Source organism: Lacihabitans soyangensis, from assembly GCF_024343775.1.
Classification (GTDB): domain Bacteria; phylum Bacteroidota; class Bacteroidia; order Cytophagales; family Spirosomataceae; genus Leadbetterella; species Leadbetterella soyangensis.
Genome location: NZ_RJUF01000181.1, coordinates 1 through 17897 on the forward strand (window position 1 = coordinate 1; position 17897 = coordinate 17897).

The 17897-nt window shown below is 36.9% G+C and carries 15 protein-coding genes; 5 read left to right on the forward strand and 10 right to left on the reverse strand.

Going from position 1 to position 17897, the window contains the following annotated elements; genetic code table 11:
• Positions 1-1131 (forward strand): integrase core domain-containing protein (locus EGI31_RS19760; protein ID WP_255038886.1); only part of this gene is annotated, 1131 nt, incomplete at its 5' end.
• A 47-nt stretch (positions 1132-1178) separates the two neighbouring features.
• Here the strand turns inward: EGI31_RS19760 and EGI31_RS19765 are convergent.
• The 3 genes from EGI31_RS19765 to EGI31_RS19775 form a co-directional block, all read right to left on the reverse strand.
• A complete protein-coding gene (locus EGI31_RS19765) occupies positions 1179-1904 on the reverse strand; it encodes a hypothetical protein (RefSeq protein ID WP_255038887.1) in 726 nt (241 codons plus the stop codon).
• 62 nt (positions 1905-1966) lie between these two features.
• Positions 1967-3205: a site-specific integrase gene (locus tag EGI31_RS19770; protein WP_255038888.1), complete on the reverse strand. Its 1239-nt coding sequence runs from the start codon at positions 3203-3205 to the stop codon at positions 1967-1969.
• 267 nt (positions 3206-3472) lie between these two features.
• The gene (locus tag EGI31_RS19775; protein WP_255038889.1) at positions 3473-4555 is read right to left on the reverse strand and encodes an acyltransferase family protein; all 1083 of its coding nucleotides are present in this window, start codon (positions 4553-4555) and stop codon (positions 3473-3475) included.
• A gap of 298 nt (positions 4556-4853) precedes the next feature.
• On the opposite strand from EGI31_RS19775, the gene EGI31_RS19780 reads away from it, so the two are divergent.
• Both EGI31_RS19780 and EGI31_RS19785 read left to right on the forward strand, forming a co-directional pair.
• A complete protein-coding gene (locus tag EGI31_RS19780) occupies positions 4854-6455 on the forward strand; it encodes a hypothetical protein (protein ID WP_255038890.1) in 1602 nt (533 codons plus the stop codon).
• A 138-nt stretch (positions 6456-6593) separates the two neighbouring features.
• Positions 6594-7889 (forward strand): Gfo/Idh/MocA family protein, encoded by a 1296-nt coding sequence (locus tag EGI31_RS19785; RefSeq protein WP_255038891.1) that lies wholly within the window; start codon positions 6594-6596, stop codon positions 7887-7889.
• Positions 7890-7907: 18 nt separating this feature from the next.
• Here the strand turns inward: EGI31_RS19785 and EGI31_RS19790 are convergent, their stop codons facing one another.
• Positions 7908-9011, reverse strand: coding sequence for a site-2 protease family protein (locus EGI31_RS19790; RefSeq protein ID WP_255038892.1), 1104 nt, complete (start codon positions 9009-9011; stop codon positions 7908-7910).
• A gap of 172 nt (positions 9012-9183) precedes the next feature.
• Between EGI31_RS19790 and EGI31_RS19795 the strand changes: the two genes are divergently transcribed.
• The gene (locus EGI31_RS19795; protein WP_255038893.1) at positions 9184-9522 is read left to right on the forward strand and encodes a DUF6984 family protein; all 339 of its coding nucleotides are present in this window, start codon (positions 9184-9186) and stop codon (positions 9520-9522) included.
• 109 nt (positions 9523-9631) lie between these two features.
• On the opposite strand, the gene EGI31_RS19800 is transcribed toward EGI31_RS19795, so the two are convergent.
• The 3 genes from EGI31_RS19800 to EGI31_RS19810 are packed head-to-tail and all read right to left on the reverse strand — an operon-like array spanning position 9632 to position 15242.
• Positions 9632-13276 carry a PVC-type heme-binding CxxCH protein gene (locus EGI31_RS19800; protein WP_255038894.1) on the reverse strand — a complete coding sequence of 1215 codons (3645 nt, stop codon included), beginning with the start codon at positions 13274-13276 and terminating at the stop codon, positions 9632-9634.
• An 11-nt stretch (positions 13277-13287) separates the two neighbouring features.
• Entirely contained in the window at positions 13288-14412 is a 1125-nt protein-coding gene (locus EGI31_RS19805; RefSeq protein ID WP_255038895.1) for a Gfo/Idh/MocA family protein, read from the reverse strand.
• Positions 14409-15242: a sugar phosphate isomerase/epimerase family protein gene (locus tag EGI31_RS19810; protein ID WP_255038896.1), complete on the reverse strand. Its 834-nt coding sequence runs from the start codon at positions 15240-15242 to the stop codon at positions 14409-14411. Before EGI31_RS19810 ends, EGI31_RS19805 begins: the two co-directional genes overlap by 4 nt.
• Before the next feature lie 135 nt (positions 15243-15377).
• Between EGI31_RS19810 and EGI31_RS19815 the strand changes: the two genes are divergently transcribed.
• The gene (locus tag EGI31_RS19815) at positions 15378-16244 is read left to right on the forward strand and encodes an AraC family transcriptional regulator (protein ID WP_255038897.1); all 867 of its coding nucleotides are present in this window, start codon (positions 15378-15380) and stop codon (positions 16242-16244) included.
• 2 nt (positions 16245-16246) lie between these two features.
• On the opposite strand, the gene EGI31_RS19820 is transcribed toward EGI31_RS19815, so the two are convergent.
• Genes EGI31_RS19820 through EGI31_RS19830 form a run of 3 tightly spaced genes read right to left on the reverse strand, consistent with a single transcriptional unit; the run spans position 16247 to position 17760 of the window.
• Positions 16247-16456: a VF530 family protein gene (locus EGI31_RS19820; RefSeq protein WP_255038898.1), complete on the reverse strand. Its 210-nt coding sequence runs from the start codon at positions 16454-16456 to the stop codon at positions 16247-16249.
• Positions 16457-17161, reverse strand: a complete 705-nt coding sequence (locus tag EGI31_RS19825) for a DUF3307 domain-containing protein (protein ID WP_255038899.1) — start codon at positions 17159-17161, stop codon at positions 16457-16459. It abuts the gene before it with no gap.
• A complete protein-coding gene (locus tag EGI31_RS19830) occupies positions 17158-17760 on the reverse strand; it encodes a SatD family protein (protein ID WP_255038900.1) in 603 nt (200 codons plus the stop codon). The genes EGI31_RS19825 and EGI31_RS19830 overlap by 4 nt, the downstream gene beginning before the upstream one ends.
• Positions 17761-17897: the final 137 nt, after the last annotated feature.

Sequence of the window (17897 nt, forward strand, 5' to 3'; positions counted from 1 at the left end):
ACTGCTAAAAAAGAAGTATCCCCAGACGAAAAAATAGATTTGGCCAGGAAGTACATTGGTCTGGGGTTAAGCAAATGTCTGGTATTTAGCTTATTAAGAATCACCAAGCATCAGTATTATTATAAGTCAAAGTTAACTGATAACCGAGGTTTGAAACCAACAGAAACTACCCTCAGGATAGATTCAAAGGGTAAGTTACAGCCTATTTCGAATCAAATTGTAGTAGAAATGATGATTAACACCTTATTCTTGCCAGAGACCAGCTATGGTTACAGAGCTATGACTGCCAGCCTGCAACATGATGGCCTTATCATCAATCATAAGAAAGTTTATCGACTTATGCGGGAGTACCAAATACTTAATGACCGCAACCAAAGACCTGCCAAAAACTATGTCAAGTATCGAAGAGTGTATCCCAATCAACCTCTGGAGGTATTAGAGATGGATATTAAGTTTCAGTGGGTGAGTGAACAGGCACGTTATGCATTCATTTTGACGGTTATCGACTGTTTTACCAGAAAAGTGCTGTATTGGGAGGTTGCGTTTTCAATTAAGTCAGCCCAAGTAAAAAAGGCTTGGGAAGAGATAATTCTCAACTATCTGCAACCCTATCAAATGCTTAAAAATGATATCACCGTCGAAATAAGAAATGATAATGACACCCGATTTGCTGCCAAAGAGATTCAGACGTTTTTTAAGGAAAACTACCTTAATCAGGTATTTACTCACCCCTACACTCCACAAGAAAACGGACATATCGAAAGCTTCCATTCCATACTGGCAAGGTCGTTAAATGCCAAAGCTTTCAAAACATTAAACGAGCTAGAAAAACACCTGATGAATTTTTATAAAATATACAATAACAGCAGATTACATGGAAGCCTCGATCACCTCTCGCCAGTAATTTTCTGGAAATTGTGGAATCAAAACTTAATAGAAATGATAGAAGAACAGAACAAGCCAAAAAGATTTAATCTAAAAATTCCCCACTACCTGCTATCGGGGAATGGAAGCCTGAGGGAAGTTTCTCCCGAGCTCGAAAAGCTCACTATCAAAATGCACGGGCCCGATACACTTGATCTACTTTCGGTGCAAAGGTCACCGTCGGTCGTTTCTCCATCACAAAATTAGTATATTGCAGTACACATTAAATTAACATTTAAAAAATAGTCCGAATTTCAGGGGGCTAAACCAATGACATTAAGAACATATTCAATATTATTAATAATTGAGTTTAATTGTTCAAGTTCTTTCGTTCCAAATGGTTCTTCATCTATTAGATCACATGTTATAGTCTCGATAATACTTGCTTCTCCTTCGTAAGTTTTGAAATAATAATCTATGTCCAGTTTTAACTGTTTTATAAACTTATTTTGCCAAACTTTCCCAGTTTTGGGTTCATCAAAGAATAACTTTACTCTTTTCAAACTTAAAAGATAATTACCAAGTATAGTATTTATTTTATCGAATTTTTCGAAAATACCCTCTAGCTCTTCATTTTTTGCACTAGAATAATCAAATTGAAATTGTGCATTATAGAGATGAAAAAAAGATTTTCTAACCATTTCCTCACTGACCTCTTTATCTATTTGTTCTGTTATTTTTCTTTCGTTTATCGGTGAGAAAAAATTTTCCTTTTCATTGGCCTCAAGTCGTGACTTTAGAATTTTATACTTTTCTTTCGCAAGATTTGTTTCGAAATCTTCCATACTCGAAGAATAATTTTGAAATCTCGGTGAAGGCTTTTTTGAAGTTATGTCTTTGAATACCTTTAACATAGAGTTGTAATCTTCAATGTCGAAGTGATAAACCTCGTTAAAAATGAATTTATCAATATCGGTATGGAAACAGTATATTTTGTAATCTAATAATTTAGTAAAATTATTTAATAAATTTTCACTCATATTTTTTCAGAAATTGAGATTTAACGAAGTCTAATATTTAGTATTTCGCACCATTTGAAGTATCAGGTACGGTTATACAACCGCTCCATATAATCGAGTAACTCCGATGTTTTGTCTATACTTCCTTTCCCGATATAATCAAGGAAGGCTCGTTCGGTAGTGTGACCCGTTTGCACCAATAATAATGCAATAGGTACTTTACCATAATAGTTTGTAGCGAATGACCTTCGGCCAACATGTGAGGTTACCAATTGCCATTTTTCATAAAAACCATCTATCCCTCTTTTAGTAGTTGCATCATATAAGGTACCTTCTTCAATGTGAGTGAGGCCAGCAATTTTACATACCTCCTTGATGTATTCATTATACCTTTGATCTGATATTGGTCTTGGAAAGTCACCGTCTCGCTTAGCTAGATATTCTTTGACCTTTTCAAAAACCCCAACCATTACAGCCTGGTCAGTTTTCTTTTGCCTTATGTCAACCAGCATTTTATTACCATTCATCACAATGCGTTTTTTAGAACACCGCATTAAGTCCGAAACTCTTTGACCTAGATGACAGCTGATAACTAACCAATCTCGAGCGTTTTCAAGGCTCTCGGTAGGCATGGGGGCTTCCTCGATAAGCCTTAGTTCATCCTCGTTCAGATAAGTTTTGAAAGCTTTCTTATCTTTTGATTTTATACTATCAAAATTAGTACTAGTACTATAACCTAAATCCTTAAAATACTTCCCCACCATCTTAATAAACTTTACATTTCTGAAAATATAACTTTGCTTATAGTTTTCACTTCTTAAGAATTTTTCAAAATCTGACATCCAATTGACATCTACATCTAAAAGGAGAAATTTTCTTCTTTTCTTTGTTTCATATCTTTTCACTAATGCTTGAACAGATTTTGTTTTTTTTAACAAAGATAACTTTGTTTCAGAATTTGTTTTTTTTTCATCGTGGTATACATCAAAGCAATTCTGTAAATAGTGGTCCTGGTCTTTGGCAAGTATTACTTCAGGGGTGGAAATAACTTTTTCAATCCATTCCTTTGTGATTATTATTGTTCTCTTAGAATTGTTAAGCTCTGTAATTATCTTACTCCTTATAGAAAACAGCTCACTCATAAGAGACTTTCCATTTGCATCTTTTATATTCTTAGGTTGTTTTTTAGATTTGCTCCAATCATTTGGACTTATAGAATATGAAGTTTTGAACTTAATATCAGCGTTTCTTCCATTTCGAAGTCTTAAATAAATTGGAGATGGATTCTTATCAGATTGAATTAAAAATTGTACAGTTGCCATATTCAATAGTTTTAAAATTTTTTAGCCCACATTTAGCCCACAAATGTCAATTTTAAAACAATTCAATCCAAGCGATTACAAGAATATATTTTATAAGTTATTGATATAGAGATTGTTTAAGATTGTATTTGATTGGATTAGATTGCCTATATGTAGAGCCTGCGTCTCCACAAATACTAATCGTAACTATTTGATTATTAAATAGTTGCGATTTTTCTTCTTAAACCTAGTCCGTATTTAGTCCAGATCATGATTAAAATCTATCTATTACTTAAACTTATGTTTGAGTTTGTTGATAGGATGTTCGAAGAACCTGAATGAAAACCAACAGAATCCCAGCAGTAAAACCAATTTGAGAACAAAGAAAATAATCTTTGTTTCTACGTTTGAGGTGGGTATGCTAGCAAAAAAGGCCGAATGTAAGGTTAAAGCGTTGAAGCCTAGGTTCCAAACCCACGGAATTATGCTGTGAAAAAGATAAACTCCATAACTTATTTTTCCTACAAAAATCAGAAATGAATTCTCCAAAATAAACTTATGTACAAGGGTATCTTTGTATTCTATCGCAAAAATAATTAATGCCAGTGCAATAATGGAGATAAAGGTTCGGTTTGAAATTATCGGATCAAATTGGAATATTTCTCTCGCTAAAAAAAAGAAAAAACAGCCTACTCCTACTTTTACAAAAGTACTTTTTAATTTTTCGATTTTATCTACCTTATAGACCCTTACATAGGCCCAGATGCCACCCAAAGAGAAGGCATCAAAACAAGTGGGGGTGAGTAAATCGTGGAATTCATTACCCGGGAAAATGGCTTTTATGACAAAAGTCGAAAGTATTCCCAGCAAAAAGCTCCCAATAATGACTGCTAGGATGTGCTTTCTCGGAACAAAAATAATTAACCATGGCCAGATGAGGTAAAATTGCTCCTCAACCGCTAAGGACCATAGATGCGAAAGCATTCCATCCCAATTTTGAGTATTAAAAAATAGAATATTTGAAGTGTATGTAAGATAATAAACAAGGTTTTGCTCAATATTGGTGTAAGTATACTTTGCAAATACAGCCAAAGTGATAATAAGAAGATAATAAATCGGAAATATCCTTAGGGATCTTCTGATTATGAAGTTTTTTAGATGTACAAACTTGGTTTTTATATTGTTTTCGTCTGATTCCTTTTCTTTTAGAAGATTGTGAGTTATCAGAAAACCACTCAAAACAAAGAAAATGTCAACACCGACATAGCCGAAGTGAAACACTTTTACAAAATTAAAAGGCAACCAGTGAGAAAGAATAACTAAAAAAACAGCGATTGCTCGAATAGCATCTAAAGTTTTGTAATACTTCATTTTGAAGAAGACTCCGAATAATAAAAAAAACAAAACTAATGCAATATAAGTATTAAACCAACTTTAAATATTGGGTAACTTTAGGGCCTGGTTGATATTCAAGATATACCAGAAACTATTTCTGAAATTATTGAAACTAATCTCTTCAATTATAAAATTTCAGAGTTTTTGATTTTCAAATAGGCTTGAGAGCCACTGTTTTTGTTGGAATCCTTAAATTTGGCACACTATGTGTATATGTGTTGGATGTGTAATAAAATTATTCAAAGGCTACTATCTTTGAAATACTCCTAATAAAATGAATACTTTTAAGTTTTTTCTATTCTTTTTAGTCCAATTGGTGATGCATTCGATAGAAAGTTCAGCCAATGACAAATTCCTAACATTGACACACTCGGCTATTGTACAAATTAACAACCCCGACGAGATAGAAGTTGGTAAATGGACCTTGCTACCAGGAAGTATATTGGTCATTAAAAAGACAAATAACACCTTTTGGCTAATGCAAACCGACAAAGATAGAAGCTATTATGTGGTTAGAGGAATGAATTTCTTGTATGACTCTAATGTTCAAGTTACCAAACCCATTAACCGAAATAAATTGTCAAATGAAATTACCGCAGAAGGTGGCCTGCTACCTGCTAAAAACGGGAGTTTACCAACAAAATGGGAGTCTGAATGGTGGAGATCTAATGGATATATCAGAAATAATATTGGCGAATTTGTAAAAAACAATATCACTGAGGTTAGCCCGCCTGTCGTGATGGACACTACTAAAGTTACACCTCCTGTGGTGGTGCAGCCAGTTCAAGTAGACCCGATAAGTTCGTCTGATAAAATCAAAATTCCGGTAGGTGCAATTATGTGGGATGGCTGGTATAGAGATTATTGGAACGATGAAAATCCTAAATATGACCTCCTGATAAACCACGTTTCAAAATCGAGATTGGTGGCTACCGAGTATATGGATCAGTTCAGAGTTGTACCTTTCTATGGCCAATATCACGAGCCGGAAATTATTAAAATCAGATATAATGTAAAATGGAGTCCAGAACTCGGACGCAATACTTATGACGAAATGGAGCGTGCTGTTCAAGTTAGATATGACAAAACCCAGGCGGATTGCGATCGAGAAATACAATATTATGCCGAAGCTGGCTTTGATTTCTTCTGTTTCAATTATTACAATAATGATAGCCCACTAAGCGAGGCTAGGTTACAATTTGTAAACTCAGAAAACAAACGTGGTGTTAAAATGACCTTTATGTTGGCTTCTAATCGCAGTGACACTGAAATTAACTACATTACCGATTTGATGCTTAAAGATTACTGGTTTAGGATAGACAATAAGCCTGTCTTATACTTCAATAACAGAGACATGCAAGATTTGCCCAAATATAGAGCTGCCTATTCGGCAAAAGGTGGTGGTGATATCTATGTAGTTTATTACAGCATGGGTGGAGCTCCGGGAGACTTTGGTCAATATATGCAATTTAGAGCCAATGCTGGAAGTTCTTACACACTTTTCGTAGGTCAGAAGACCGCAGAAGAATTTATACAGGCTGAAGTAGAAGCCAGAGATACTTGGATGAGACAATTTAAAATAACAGATATTAATCTTATACCTACAATTTCTACGGGTTTTGAGAATTTACATAACCGAAGTTCGCTTGATTTAGATAAGGCTGTTACTGTTGGCAAGGCTTCTCTTCCACAAATTGAGCAAAAACTAGAACTTATGAAAAAATTCATAAAAGAACATCCCAACAAAGTACCTGCTGTATTGTGGTATGCGGGTAATGAGATTCTTGAAAGTGGCAACCCGATAGTACCAACCAAAGGAAGAGACGGAAGGATTGATACAAGCATGTTAGATACCATTAAAAAACATTTAGAATAATACGAACTCACTAATCCCATCCACTTGATCAAGGCCATTTAGCACTAATAAAGCTGAATGGCTTTTGTTTTATGGGGTGTTATTTGCCAAAGTTATTTTTTAATCATAATTTCATGAACATTTATTCAAAACCTTAATATGAATCGTAAATCTTTTCTCAAAGCAACGGCTTTGGCCGCTGGTGCCGTTTTTACTCGTCCACTTATTACGTTTGCTTCACAATCGAAATATAGATTGGCTTTAATTGGCTCGGGCTGGTGGGGTACCAATATTCTCAGGGAGGCTTTAAAATCAGGCGAATGCCAATTGGTAGCTCTTTGTGATGTGGACGAAAGACAAGTTAAAAAATGTCTGGAAGAAGCTAATAAACTCACAAACGATCAGCCCAAAAATTATAAAAACTACGAAGAACTACTACATAAAGAGAAGCCTGAAATTGTTATAAATGCTACTCCCGACCACTGGCACGCTTTGATTGCCATTGATGCTATGAAGGCCGGAGCCCATGTGTATTTAGAGAAGCCGATAAGCCATACCGTTAACGAAGGAAAGGCCATTTTGAAGACAGCTAGAGATACCCAAAGAATATGTATCACTGGTTTTCATAGAAGATATTCACCTCATAATGTTAGCGGGCAAGAATTTCTTAAATCTGGAAAAGTAGGGCAAATTAAAGAGGTGAAAGCATTTGTAACTTATAATTTTGGACAAGGCAAAATAGTAGCGGATGAACCTGTTCCACAAGGCCTTGATTGGGATGCATGGTGCGGACCAGCCCCACTCGTTGCCTATAATCCAACCATTCATCCACGAAGCTGGAGACAAAGAACGGAATTTGCTAACGGCCAACTAGGAGATTGGGGACCTCACTGGTTTGACCAAATCCTTTGGTGGTCTGAGGAAACGGCTCCTAAGAAAATATTCTCATTGGCTTCGGATAAAATCAACACTAACAACAACAATGCTCCCGAAAGTCAGGTAGTTGTTTATGACTTTGAAGGATTTACATGCACTTGGGAACATAGCCAATTAAATGGCCGACCAACTTCCAAAACTGAAAACGTTGGTGTTTATTTTCATGGCACCGAAGGCACTTTTCATATGGGATGGATGGGCGGTTGGTCATTTTATCCAAAAAACAAAAATACCGAAATTATTCACCAAGATGCAAAACTGAATCAACCAGATCAACAAAACATTGATTTGGTTTGGGCGGATTTCTTAAATTCTATTAAAACCAAGAAACTGCCTTTTGCAGATATTCAGAAGGGATATGAGGCAACAAATATGAGTTTGCTCGGTATGGCTGCCCTGAAAGCTGGAAAAAGTCTGGATTGGGACGGAAAATTGGGAAAAATAACCAACGATTCAGAGGCCAACAAACTGCTGGAAAGGCAATATAGGAAAGGATATAGTTACCCAAAATGGAAATAAGTATCTAAGTTTAGATTCTTAAACATCCATAGAAGCTAATCTTTCTTTCATCGAAATCGCCATACCTTTATCCAATAAGTTCGGTAATTGTTGGAGAGCTTTTACTTTAAGCTCTCCAGCCACTTCGATATTGCCATGTAGCAATTCAAGAATGGCCTCAGCCATAAAAATCTGACCTTTCGGTACAAATGGACTGGGTGAAAACTTGTCCCAAAACTCTTTACATTTCTCAACGTCCTTTCTTGCCAAACCGTAAAAAATAGAGGCATCTAACCAACTGACTCCTCTAAATGCTTCCGGAATTTCCTGTATTTTATCTAGATATTGATTTAAATAGCTCTCAGCTTCGTCATAATCTTTTTTATCAAAGGCATGGTGGAACAAATAACTTAAAAGATAAACCTTAAATGGGTCATTCAGCTTTTCTGCTAATTCAAAAGCTCTTTTCAAGTCATTTGAGTTTAATGCGGCATATCTCTGGCCTGAAGTAGTTTTGGACATTATTTTTAAGAACAAGATTTCCATTTCTGAAGTCTCATCATTTTTAAGCAACCTCAATATACGTCCACCATCTGAATAGAAAGTACCTGCCTTAAACGGTACAACTGTTACCAAGAAAATCAGAAAAGAAAGAAATGAGGTGACCAACAAAATTACTCCAAGAAGACTTTCGAAATGATTAGATGAGGAAGATTGAACCAAGAAATAGACAATCAGAGAAATCAATGTAAGTATCAAACTTGCCGATGGACCTCCGGCGGCATATTTCATAAATTTCTCGCCTAAATTATGATCTGCTGTTGGCGTACAAATCACCATTCCACCCGACAAATTTAGACTTTTGTTCCATTTGAATTTCCAGTTCTGATTTTCCTTTTCCCAAAAAAATGGCCCGATAATGTACATCCTAAAATCAAAGCCAACCCATTTCCCGGCCACGGCGTGTCCTATTTCGTGAAATCCGACCACTATAAAATATATAGGAATCAAAGCTGCTAATAATGCAATCAAGTAGTTTTTGGGCAGGTCTTTTGGTATTGAACTTAATCCATATTTGCCAAATAGATAACCCAAAAAACCTCCAAAAAGTAACATTATGACGATTTTGAAAATTTTGTTCATAGCGATTAGGTTATATTTTTTGCAAATAAACTATGTACTCAATTAGTTTGTTTTTTTAAGTGATAATCGGATGCAATTAAGTTTGACGCTATCTTATAACTTTTACAATCGATGTGTGATTTGTTTGAAAGCTTAATGAATTGAATTTTCTTTGCGTAGTCAAATAAAAGAAATGCAAGAAAGACGAAAAATAAAACCGGAAGAAAAAGCTTTGATTGAGTTTCTATTAAGCAAAGTGGGTCTCAATTCGGAAGAGTATCCAATAGCAGACTTGGTGGATGAATACGAGGGCTATGTGATGGGAAGCATCGGATTAGGCGACCCCGAACTTGCTCCCTACGCTGGTGATTTAATTCAGGCGAAATACACCGATACAGACGGAAAAGAGGTGGTCATTACACTTACCATGGATGAAAACGGTCAACTGTTAGATTTAGATTTTTGGAAAGTAGATTTCTCTAAACTGATCACTTATCCAAAACCTGAGAATTTATTTTTTGAAGAAGATTAACAACATAAAATGAAAAAGTATTAGCAGTGGTTTCTGAAACGGTTTACCCAAATCGATACTTGTTTTGTGAAACAAACACTACTAATACTTTCTCTAGCCATTTAAGGTTTTATTTTACCACTTTCATGGTACCATTCATCAATCTCCAGTGTCCCGGGAATGTACACACATATGGATAATTTCCAACCGCTTCTGGGGCTTTGAATGTCAACTTAAAACTTTGATCTGGCGTAACGAGTGGAGTTGAGAATAGGACTTCGGATAATCCTGGCACATAGTTTTTCTCTGCACCCTTTTCGTCCATCATCATCTTATCGGCGGCTATTCCAACCTTCTCCATTGTTTTTGGCTTCACTATTACCAAATTATGCTGCATAGCATCTGGGTTCTCAAAGGTCAACTCCACGGTCTGTCCTCGCTTAACTGTAAACTCAGTCAAATCGTATTTCATTGCTTCTCTTATAGCTTTGATTTTAACAATTTTAACCTCACCATTTGGTTTTGTATCTTCAATTACTTTCCATGCAGTTAGCAATCTGGTTAGCCTTGTATCAGGTGTTTTGTACAAATTTGTTAGATATACCTTATCAGCTGGTTTAACTTTTACATCTTTAAGTCGGTAGTTCCAACCTTCAGAAATAGCTTTTAAAACTGAATTTTTACCTTGTAAATCTAGATTCTGAGAACGTTTTATTAAAGCCACCAAAGAATCCACTGGGGCAGTTGAAGCATAAGAACGAATTGATCTCTCTAAAGCAAAAGAATTCATATTTGCAGGTGCCGAGAAATTAATTTTCTTGCTTGCTGTATTGTTTTTCTTGTTGGCCTCATTTATTTCGTTGTTTTTGTCCATCACCACTCTGAGATTATACTCACCGATGATATCAGCTGAAAAAGAGATATTTCCAACCCATGGTCCGTTGATGTTTTTAGAAATAGAAACTGTTTCTCCCGCTTTTATTCCATCTTTATAATTCTTACTCAATTGATCAATCTTGATTCCCACACCTTCGAAAGTGAGGTCAAGTTGTATCAGTTTTTCAGCAGGTAAATCTTGTGTTCCTTGATTTTTTACATCTACTACCACTGAAACTCTTTCTCTAGCTGAAGGATTGGCTGGATCGATTTTTATCTCTGAAATCACCAAATCAACACCCTCTACTTTTGTTTCTGCCTTGGCCTCATGCATCATTTTGCTGTGGTCATGAGCCATGGGAGCTGCTGCCACTGGCTTAGCCGCTTTTGCTACCTTAAGCTGATTCGAGAAATGCTTTTTCATTAGTTTGCCGTTGTTTGCTGACAATACGGTAGCAAATGCATCTGGCAACCATCTGTCTTCCACTTCGTTAGACTTGGCCATTCTTTCGAAAAATACCTTCTCTGCTGCGGCGTTTAGTGGAGATTTTGAAAGTAGTAAAAGGGTATTCAAAACTACCAGTGGTTCTTCGTCATTTAGAAGGTCGTTTTTGATGACAGTTTCAACAGATTTTGCAGAAAAATCCATAACTTTTAATCCATTTTTGCGAACATCAGCAGAAGTATGATTTAATGCAATGTCAATCACATTTTGGTCAATAGCATTTAGACCTTTCAATGTCCAAAGAGCATGAATAGCAGGAGCATTGATACCAATTTCATCCAAAGTTTGGTCCTTCAAAATTTCGATTAATGCCGGAACTACATCTTTTTGGCCTCTTTCAACCAATAGTCTTTGGGCCTGCATTCTCCAAAACATATTATCGTTTTTCAACGTGGCTAACAGTTGAGCACTATTATTTTTAGAAAGTGTTATCGGAGTATATGCAGGAGCCTCCTTGGCCGAAACTCGATAAATTCTACCGTGTGTAAAATCTCTCAAGTCCGTTTCGTATGCATTTCCTGCTCCGTTTTTGAAGTCTTTAGGCACTGGATTGTGCTGAATAATGTAACTGTACCAGTCTGCCACCCAAACCGCACCGTCCGGACCTGTCTCTGCAAAAACGGGAGAAAACCATTCATCGGCTCCAGCCATGAGATTGAAACTTTCTTTATCGAAATAATCAGTACCTTTTTTAATCAAATTGTTCTGGTGTAGCACATGACCTGTTGGTTCTGCTACGAAGGCCATTTTGTTCCAATATTTTTTTGGAAATGCCCTTGCCGTGTAAAAATTATGTCCGGCAGCGGCAGTAAAACCACCAAATGCATCAACTTGTCTTACTTTTGGAGTAATTGGTTTCATATCGCGATGCGTATCCGTGCTTCTACTTCCATTGTCCACATTATTTTTTGAACTAAAATAACTGTGTGGAATGGCCATATACCAGCCGTGAGAGTTGTTGGCCGTTGAACCAAAAACATCGTTGGTTTCATTAAAACTCATACCCCAGGTATTGTTTGAAGTAGTTGTCATCCATTCCATCTTACTGCCATCAGGCAAAAATCTGAAAAATGCCTGGCCAAACTTTAAAGAATCTGTTTGCGGTAGTTTGCCGTTAAACCCAGAATAGCCTACACAACCCCAAATCCAGTTATCGAAGCCATAATGGAGATTAGAGGGTCCAGCATGTGTATCAAAAGTACCAAATCCAGTGAATAAAACTTTCTTTACATCGGCTTTATCGTCGCCGTCCGTGTCTTGTAAAAATAACATATCGGGTGCCTGCGAAACCACTAAGCCGCCATTGGCGAAGACCATTCCTGTGGGAATACTCAGGCCGTCCGCCCATTTTGTAAATTTATCAGCCTTACCATCTTTATCTGTGTCTTCGCACATTAAAATATAATCGGTACCTCCTTCTGGTTTTCTTTCGTTGGGATAATCTTTGGTGATCAACACAAACAATCTGCCTTTTTCATCCCATGTAAGTGCAATGGGGTGCATCACATTCGGTTCTGCAGCAAACATTTCCAACTTAAAATCTACCGGAATCTGAATATGCTTCATAGATTCCTCAGGCGTAAGGGGAAACTGCTGAAGTTGAGGCCCGGGACGTTGCTCGTAGTTAGGTAATTTGGCTTCACGATATTTGAAAGGCTCGGGATTTCGGTCATTATAAGCAGCAAGAGCCTCATCGTTTACAGCCCATAAAATTGCTCTGTAAAGCATTTCTTGGAACCCATCGTTTGACCAAGTTCGGTCATCGTGTCCGTAGGCCGTATAAAAAACTCTGCCTTTTCCATGCGTTCTTGTCCATGTATAAGGCTCGATTTTGGTATCTGGTTTATCTTTAAATTGGTCAGCTTTAATTTCTCTTGTGGCCAAAATATTATTGTCCGCCTCCAATTTTGTATGCAAGTATGTTTCATCAAAAACCGTGAAAGGTTTCAGACCTTGCATAATTGGATGGTTTGACTGAACGGTTTGGGTGGTAATGGAATCCATGGTGTGTCTCCAAAACTGCCCTCCTACTAACTTTATAAATTCTGGCGAGTTTCTAAAACAATAAGAAGCACAATGTATGGGCAAAAAACCTTTCCCAGAGGCCACAAAGTCAAGCAATGCTTTCTCTTGTGATGTACTGATTTCGTCCCAATTGGCAAAAAGCATCAAAGCATCATATTTGCCCAATGTTTTTGAGTTTAAATCGCTCAAGTCATCGGTATAAGTTACGTTAATGCCTTTAGGCCCTAAAGCAGCCATCAAAGACGGCACTCTTTCGATGGGTCGGTGATGACCGTTGTCTCCAAGAAAAAGCACCTCAAGCCTTCTCGCTTTTTGAGCAAAAGTTGAAACGAACGAAATGGTAAATAGAAAAATGAGTATTTTTCTCATTAGTTTTTTATTTAAATGTTGAAAAAATCTGGTACTCGTATAATTTCACCTCCTTGCATGGCTGATTCGTGGGCCAAAATACCTACGGAAGTCCAATTAGCAGATTGAGCAGCATTTGGAAAAGGATCACGATCTTCGACCAATGCAGTTAAAAATTCGTGAGCCAAATGTGGATGCGAACCACCATGACCGCCACCTTGGGCAAAACTCAAATGTGTATTTTCGTCGTGATCATAAACACCTTTCCCTGTAAAAGATTGGATTTCTTTGGGTAAAAGGTGTGCATAATCTGGCGTTTCTACTTTTTCAGGAATCTCAGGCTCAGGTTTTTTAGCGGTATGAATTACATTTGGTTCGCCTTCAATCAATGCCCACTCAAATGATTTTTTCGAACCATAAACCTCAAAACTTTCACGATACTGACGAGCTACATCAAAAAGTGACCGATACACGTATGCACTCAAGTCGCTGTTTTTGAACTTTATATGAGCCGATTCTACTGCAAAAGGCGAGTTATGAATCTTTACCAAATCTTCTGAAATAGTACCTGACCCAAAGCAAGAGACATACTCCGCTTCCAGTTTTAGCAAGCCCGCCACTGGACCAACACAGTGTGTGGCATAGTGCATGGGTGGTAAGCCTGGCCAGTAGTCAGGCCAACCTTCCATGTCTTGTTGATGGGAAGCTTTTAGAAATTGAACCTTTCCTAATTCTCCTTTTTCGTACAATTCCTTGACAAACAAAAACTCGCGAGCATAAACCACGGTCTCCATCATCATATATTTTTTGCCTGTTTCCTGAGTAGCCTTCACAATTTTCATGCAGTCTTCTACGCTGGTAGCCATTGGCACTGTACATGCCACGTGCTTGCCTGCATATAGAGCTTTCAAAGACTGTTCAGCATGATTTGGAATGGGCGAATTGATGTGAACTGCATCAATATCAGGGTCATTGAGTAGTTCGTCGTAATCAGAATAGCGTTTTTCAATTCCGAATGTGTCACCAATTTTATTGAGATTCTCAACATTTCGTTGGCAAATGGCATACATGTTAGCGTTTGGATGACGCTGATAAATTGGAATAAATTCCGCTCCAAATCCTAGGCCTACAATGGCGATGTTTATTTTTTTACTCATTTTATTATACTTTTAAGATATTCATAACTGTCTTTCATTAACTGTTCTTCTGATTCAAACATTTTCCGCCAGATGTTTGCGGCTGCAAGCTTTTCACTAAAAGCTTCAATGCTCAACATTCCATCATAATTGATGGATTTTAGGGCTTCTATGACTTCCGGAATTTCTACTCTGCCTTGGCCTAAAGTTCCTCTGTCATTTTCAGAAAGTTGTACATGCACCAACTTCTCCCCTATTTTTTTGATGGCTTCAGCCATGTTTTTCTCCTCTATATTGGCATGAAAAGTATCAAACATGATTTTACATGCTGGGTGATTTACATAATTTACCAATTCCAACAATTCATCGGCACAAGATACCAGATAGCTCTCAAAGCGGTTTAAATATTCCAAACCAAGCGTAATTCCCAAACTATCTGCATATTCGGCTAAATCCCAAAGTCCTTCTTTGGCCCAAAGTTTTTCTTGTGAAGTAGCTTTTGAGCCAGTAAAAACTCCTAAAGCGGAGTGATAAGGTCCGGTTAGAAGGTCTGAGCCCAATATCATAGCACAATCCAAGGCTTTTTTATTACGTTCGAGGGTATTTTTCCTCTCTTGTGGATCTTGACTGATAAAACTTTCTCCCGGTCCATTTATGGTAACGGCAACTCTCGCCAGCCCAAGTTCATCTAGTTTTTTTCTCCATGCGTACCAATGCTCTGGGTTTGTATTGAATATCGGAACTTCAACGCCATCGTAGCCGATTTCTTTTATTTGTTCCAATACTGGAAATAAACGCTCGTCTATTTCGGTACCCCAAAGTAGCAGGTTCATTCCTAATTTGTTCTTCATAAGTGTATAGTCTATTTAAGTACAATATTATAGAAGAAAATTGCAATTTTGTTCCTTAATCTTTGCCACTACTTCCAGTATTTTGACTATTTTTGTTTTAATTCTAAATTTGTCGAACAAAAAACTGTACCTATTATGCCAGTTGTTCTTGAAAAAAACGTTGGAAGTCAACAAGAATCCGTCACGGTGCTGAGCTTGAAGGAAAACTTCTTTGATCCCAACTGGCATTTTCATCCTCATTATCAACTATTTACAGTTTTAGAAGGAACTGGTACGAGGTTTATCGGCGATAGCATTCAATATTTCGAGCCTGGTGACACCGTATTTCTCGGGCCAAATCTTCCGCATCTTTGGAGAAGTGATAAAATCTACTTTGAAAACAACTCCGAACTCAAAACCCATGGTATCGTACTTTATTTCACTGAGGATTTTCTAGGTAAAGATTTTTTCGGAAAATTCGAGATGGCGGGCTTGAAGGTCTTTTTAGAAAATTCAAATAGAGGCATGGTTTGGTCAGGAAAAACACAAGGCCTAATTGTTGAAAAACTTCTTGAATTGGTGAATATTAAAGGTTTTAAACGAATCTTGTCTCTACTTGATTTGCTTCATTTCCTTTCACAATCAAAAGACTATCAGTTTATTACAAACGAAAACTACACCAATTTGCACAAACTCTCAGAAACCGAACGTATGCAAAAAGTGTATGAATATGTGAGTAAAAATTTTAAGGAAAGTATTAAGCTGGGCGATATTGCTGAAAAAGTAAATATGAGTGAGGCTGCGTTTTGTAGATATTTTAAGAAACGTACCAACAGATCATTCGTCGATTTTGTGAATGAGATTCGTGTCGGAAATGCTTGTAAGCTACTCAGTCAAAACAAAATGAATGTATCTGAAATATGCTATGACAGCGGCTTCAATACCATTTCGAATTTCAACTTTCACTTTAAAAAAATAGTCGGAAAAACGCCTTCAGAATACGCCAGAGAGTTGAAAAATTAGTTCTATGCCTTTTTTTTAATTTCTTTGATATACAATTGCTCCACTTTTGTTCTGGCCCACGGTGTTTTTCGGAGAAATGTCAAGCTCGATTTTACGCTTGCATCAAATTTGAAACAGTTGACTTTTACTTCTGCGTACATGGCTTCCCAGCCAAGGTTTTCTATCAAATAGATTAAAATTTTTTCGAGCGTGACGCCGTGTAATGGATCCATTTATATCAATTTTAAAAGTTTTTGATAACCTAAGGCAATTCCAATCGCTATTCCGAAGCTCAATAGTGTACCTATCAGTATATATTCTGTTAGCCTAACTTCATGGCTTTTGGTCAAGTCTCCAAACCTAAAAACAGACTTGGCAGCCAATAAAAAACCTACGCCTTCCCAATGGTTCAAAACGATAAATACAAAAACCAGAATCCGCTCCATCATTCCGATGTATTTACCTGCTGCGTTGGTGGTTTCGTTTTCTTGTTTCCATTTAGAAATCAATATCTTTATAACCACAGAGGCTACGTAGCTTATTGATATAAAAGCTATTAATAGTAATAATACTTTTGCCTTAAATGCCTGAGAAAAGTCAACTTGGAAAGAGAAATATAGCTTGGTTATTAAAAATATTACGAAGAAATGTAAGGCTTGGTCTATAAAAAACAATATTCTTGTCTCTATTTTCTTTCTCAAAAGAAGCTTTCCCAAATCAATCACATAATGTGAAATCGGAATTAAAATCAATGCCGCCCAATATTTAAAGTCGAACGCTAAAACCAACAAAAGCAATACAAAATGTATCAATACATGAAAATAGAGATACTTCGACCTGTACGTTTTACGATTTTTGTGCTCAATCCATTTGTCTGGTTGCAACATAAAATCTCCTAAAAGATGTGCGAGAGTGAGTTTTAATACCCAAGCTATCATAATTCATTGATTTTGAGTTTATAATAATCCATAAGTTTATGAAGCTCGTCGTAGCCGCCTCTTTTCAATCCCTCACTTATAGTTCCTTGGGCCGTTTTGTTTAGCATATTAGCCAACTCTTTTTGATTGGCCGTCGGGTTTTCAATTTTGAGTTTGATCAATTTAGCAGCGGTTTCCGTCCACCTATCTATGGTAAGCGAGGCCAACTCTATCATTAAATTCAGTGTGGCGTTCAAGTCCTTATTGGGTGTTTTTATTGCCAGTGTTTGTTTTTTTAGCTCCTCAAAGCATTCGCCCGAGTTCAAAAAAGCAGTGCCGTTGGATTCCGTAATTTTGGCGGCTGGATAGGTGATTTCTCCCAGGCCGATTCCTATCCTAACGTCCAAGTCTTTCCATTGTTTTATCTCTGCTTTTATTAGAAGTGCCGCCATGAGGGCGTCTTCAGGCTTGGTATTTAGCTGAAAACTATCACCCCTGAATATCTCCCAATTCTTTGGCTCCTTACCGTACTTTTTGAGCACTTTTTTCAAGGCTGGCATCCATTCATTGGGCTCTACCTGCCTTGAGTTTATCAAGTCTCCTGTTATTATTGCTTCCATAATATTTGAAAAACATCCAAATATAATACCAGAAAGCTTATTTTCAAAAAATATCGGCTAATTAGCAGATATTTTAAATTATCGGTCAATAAGCCGATATTCTTCATTATCGGCTTTTAAGCAGATATTTGTCATTA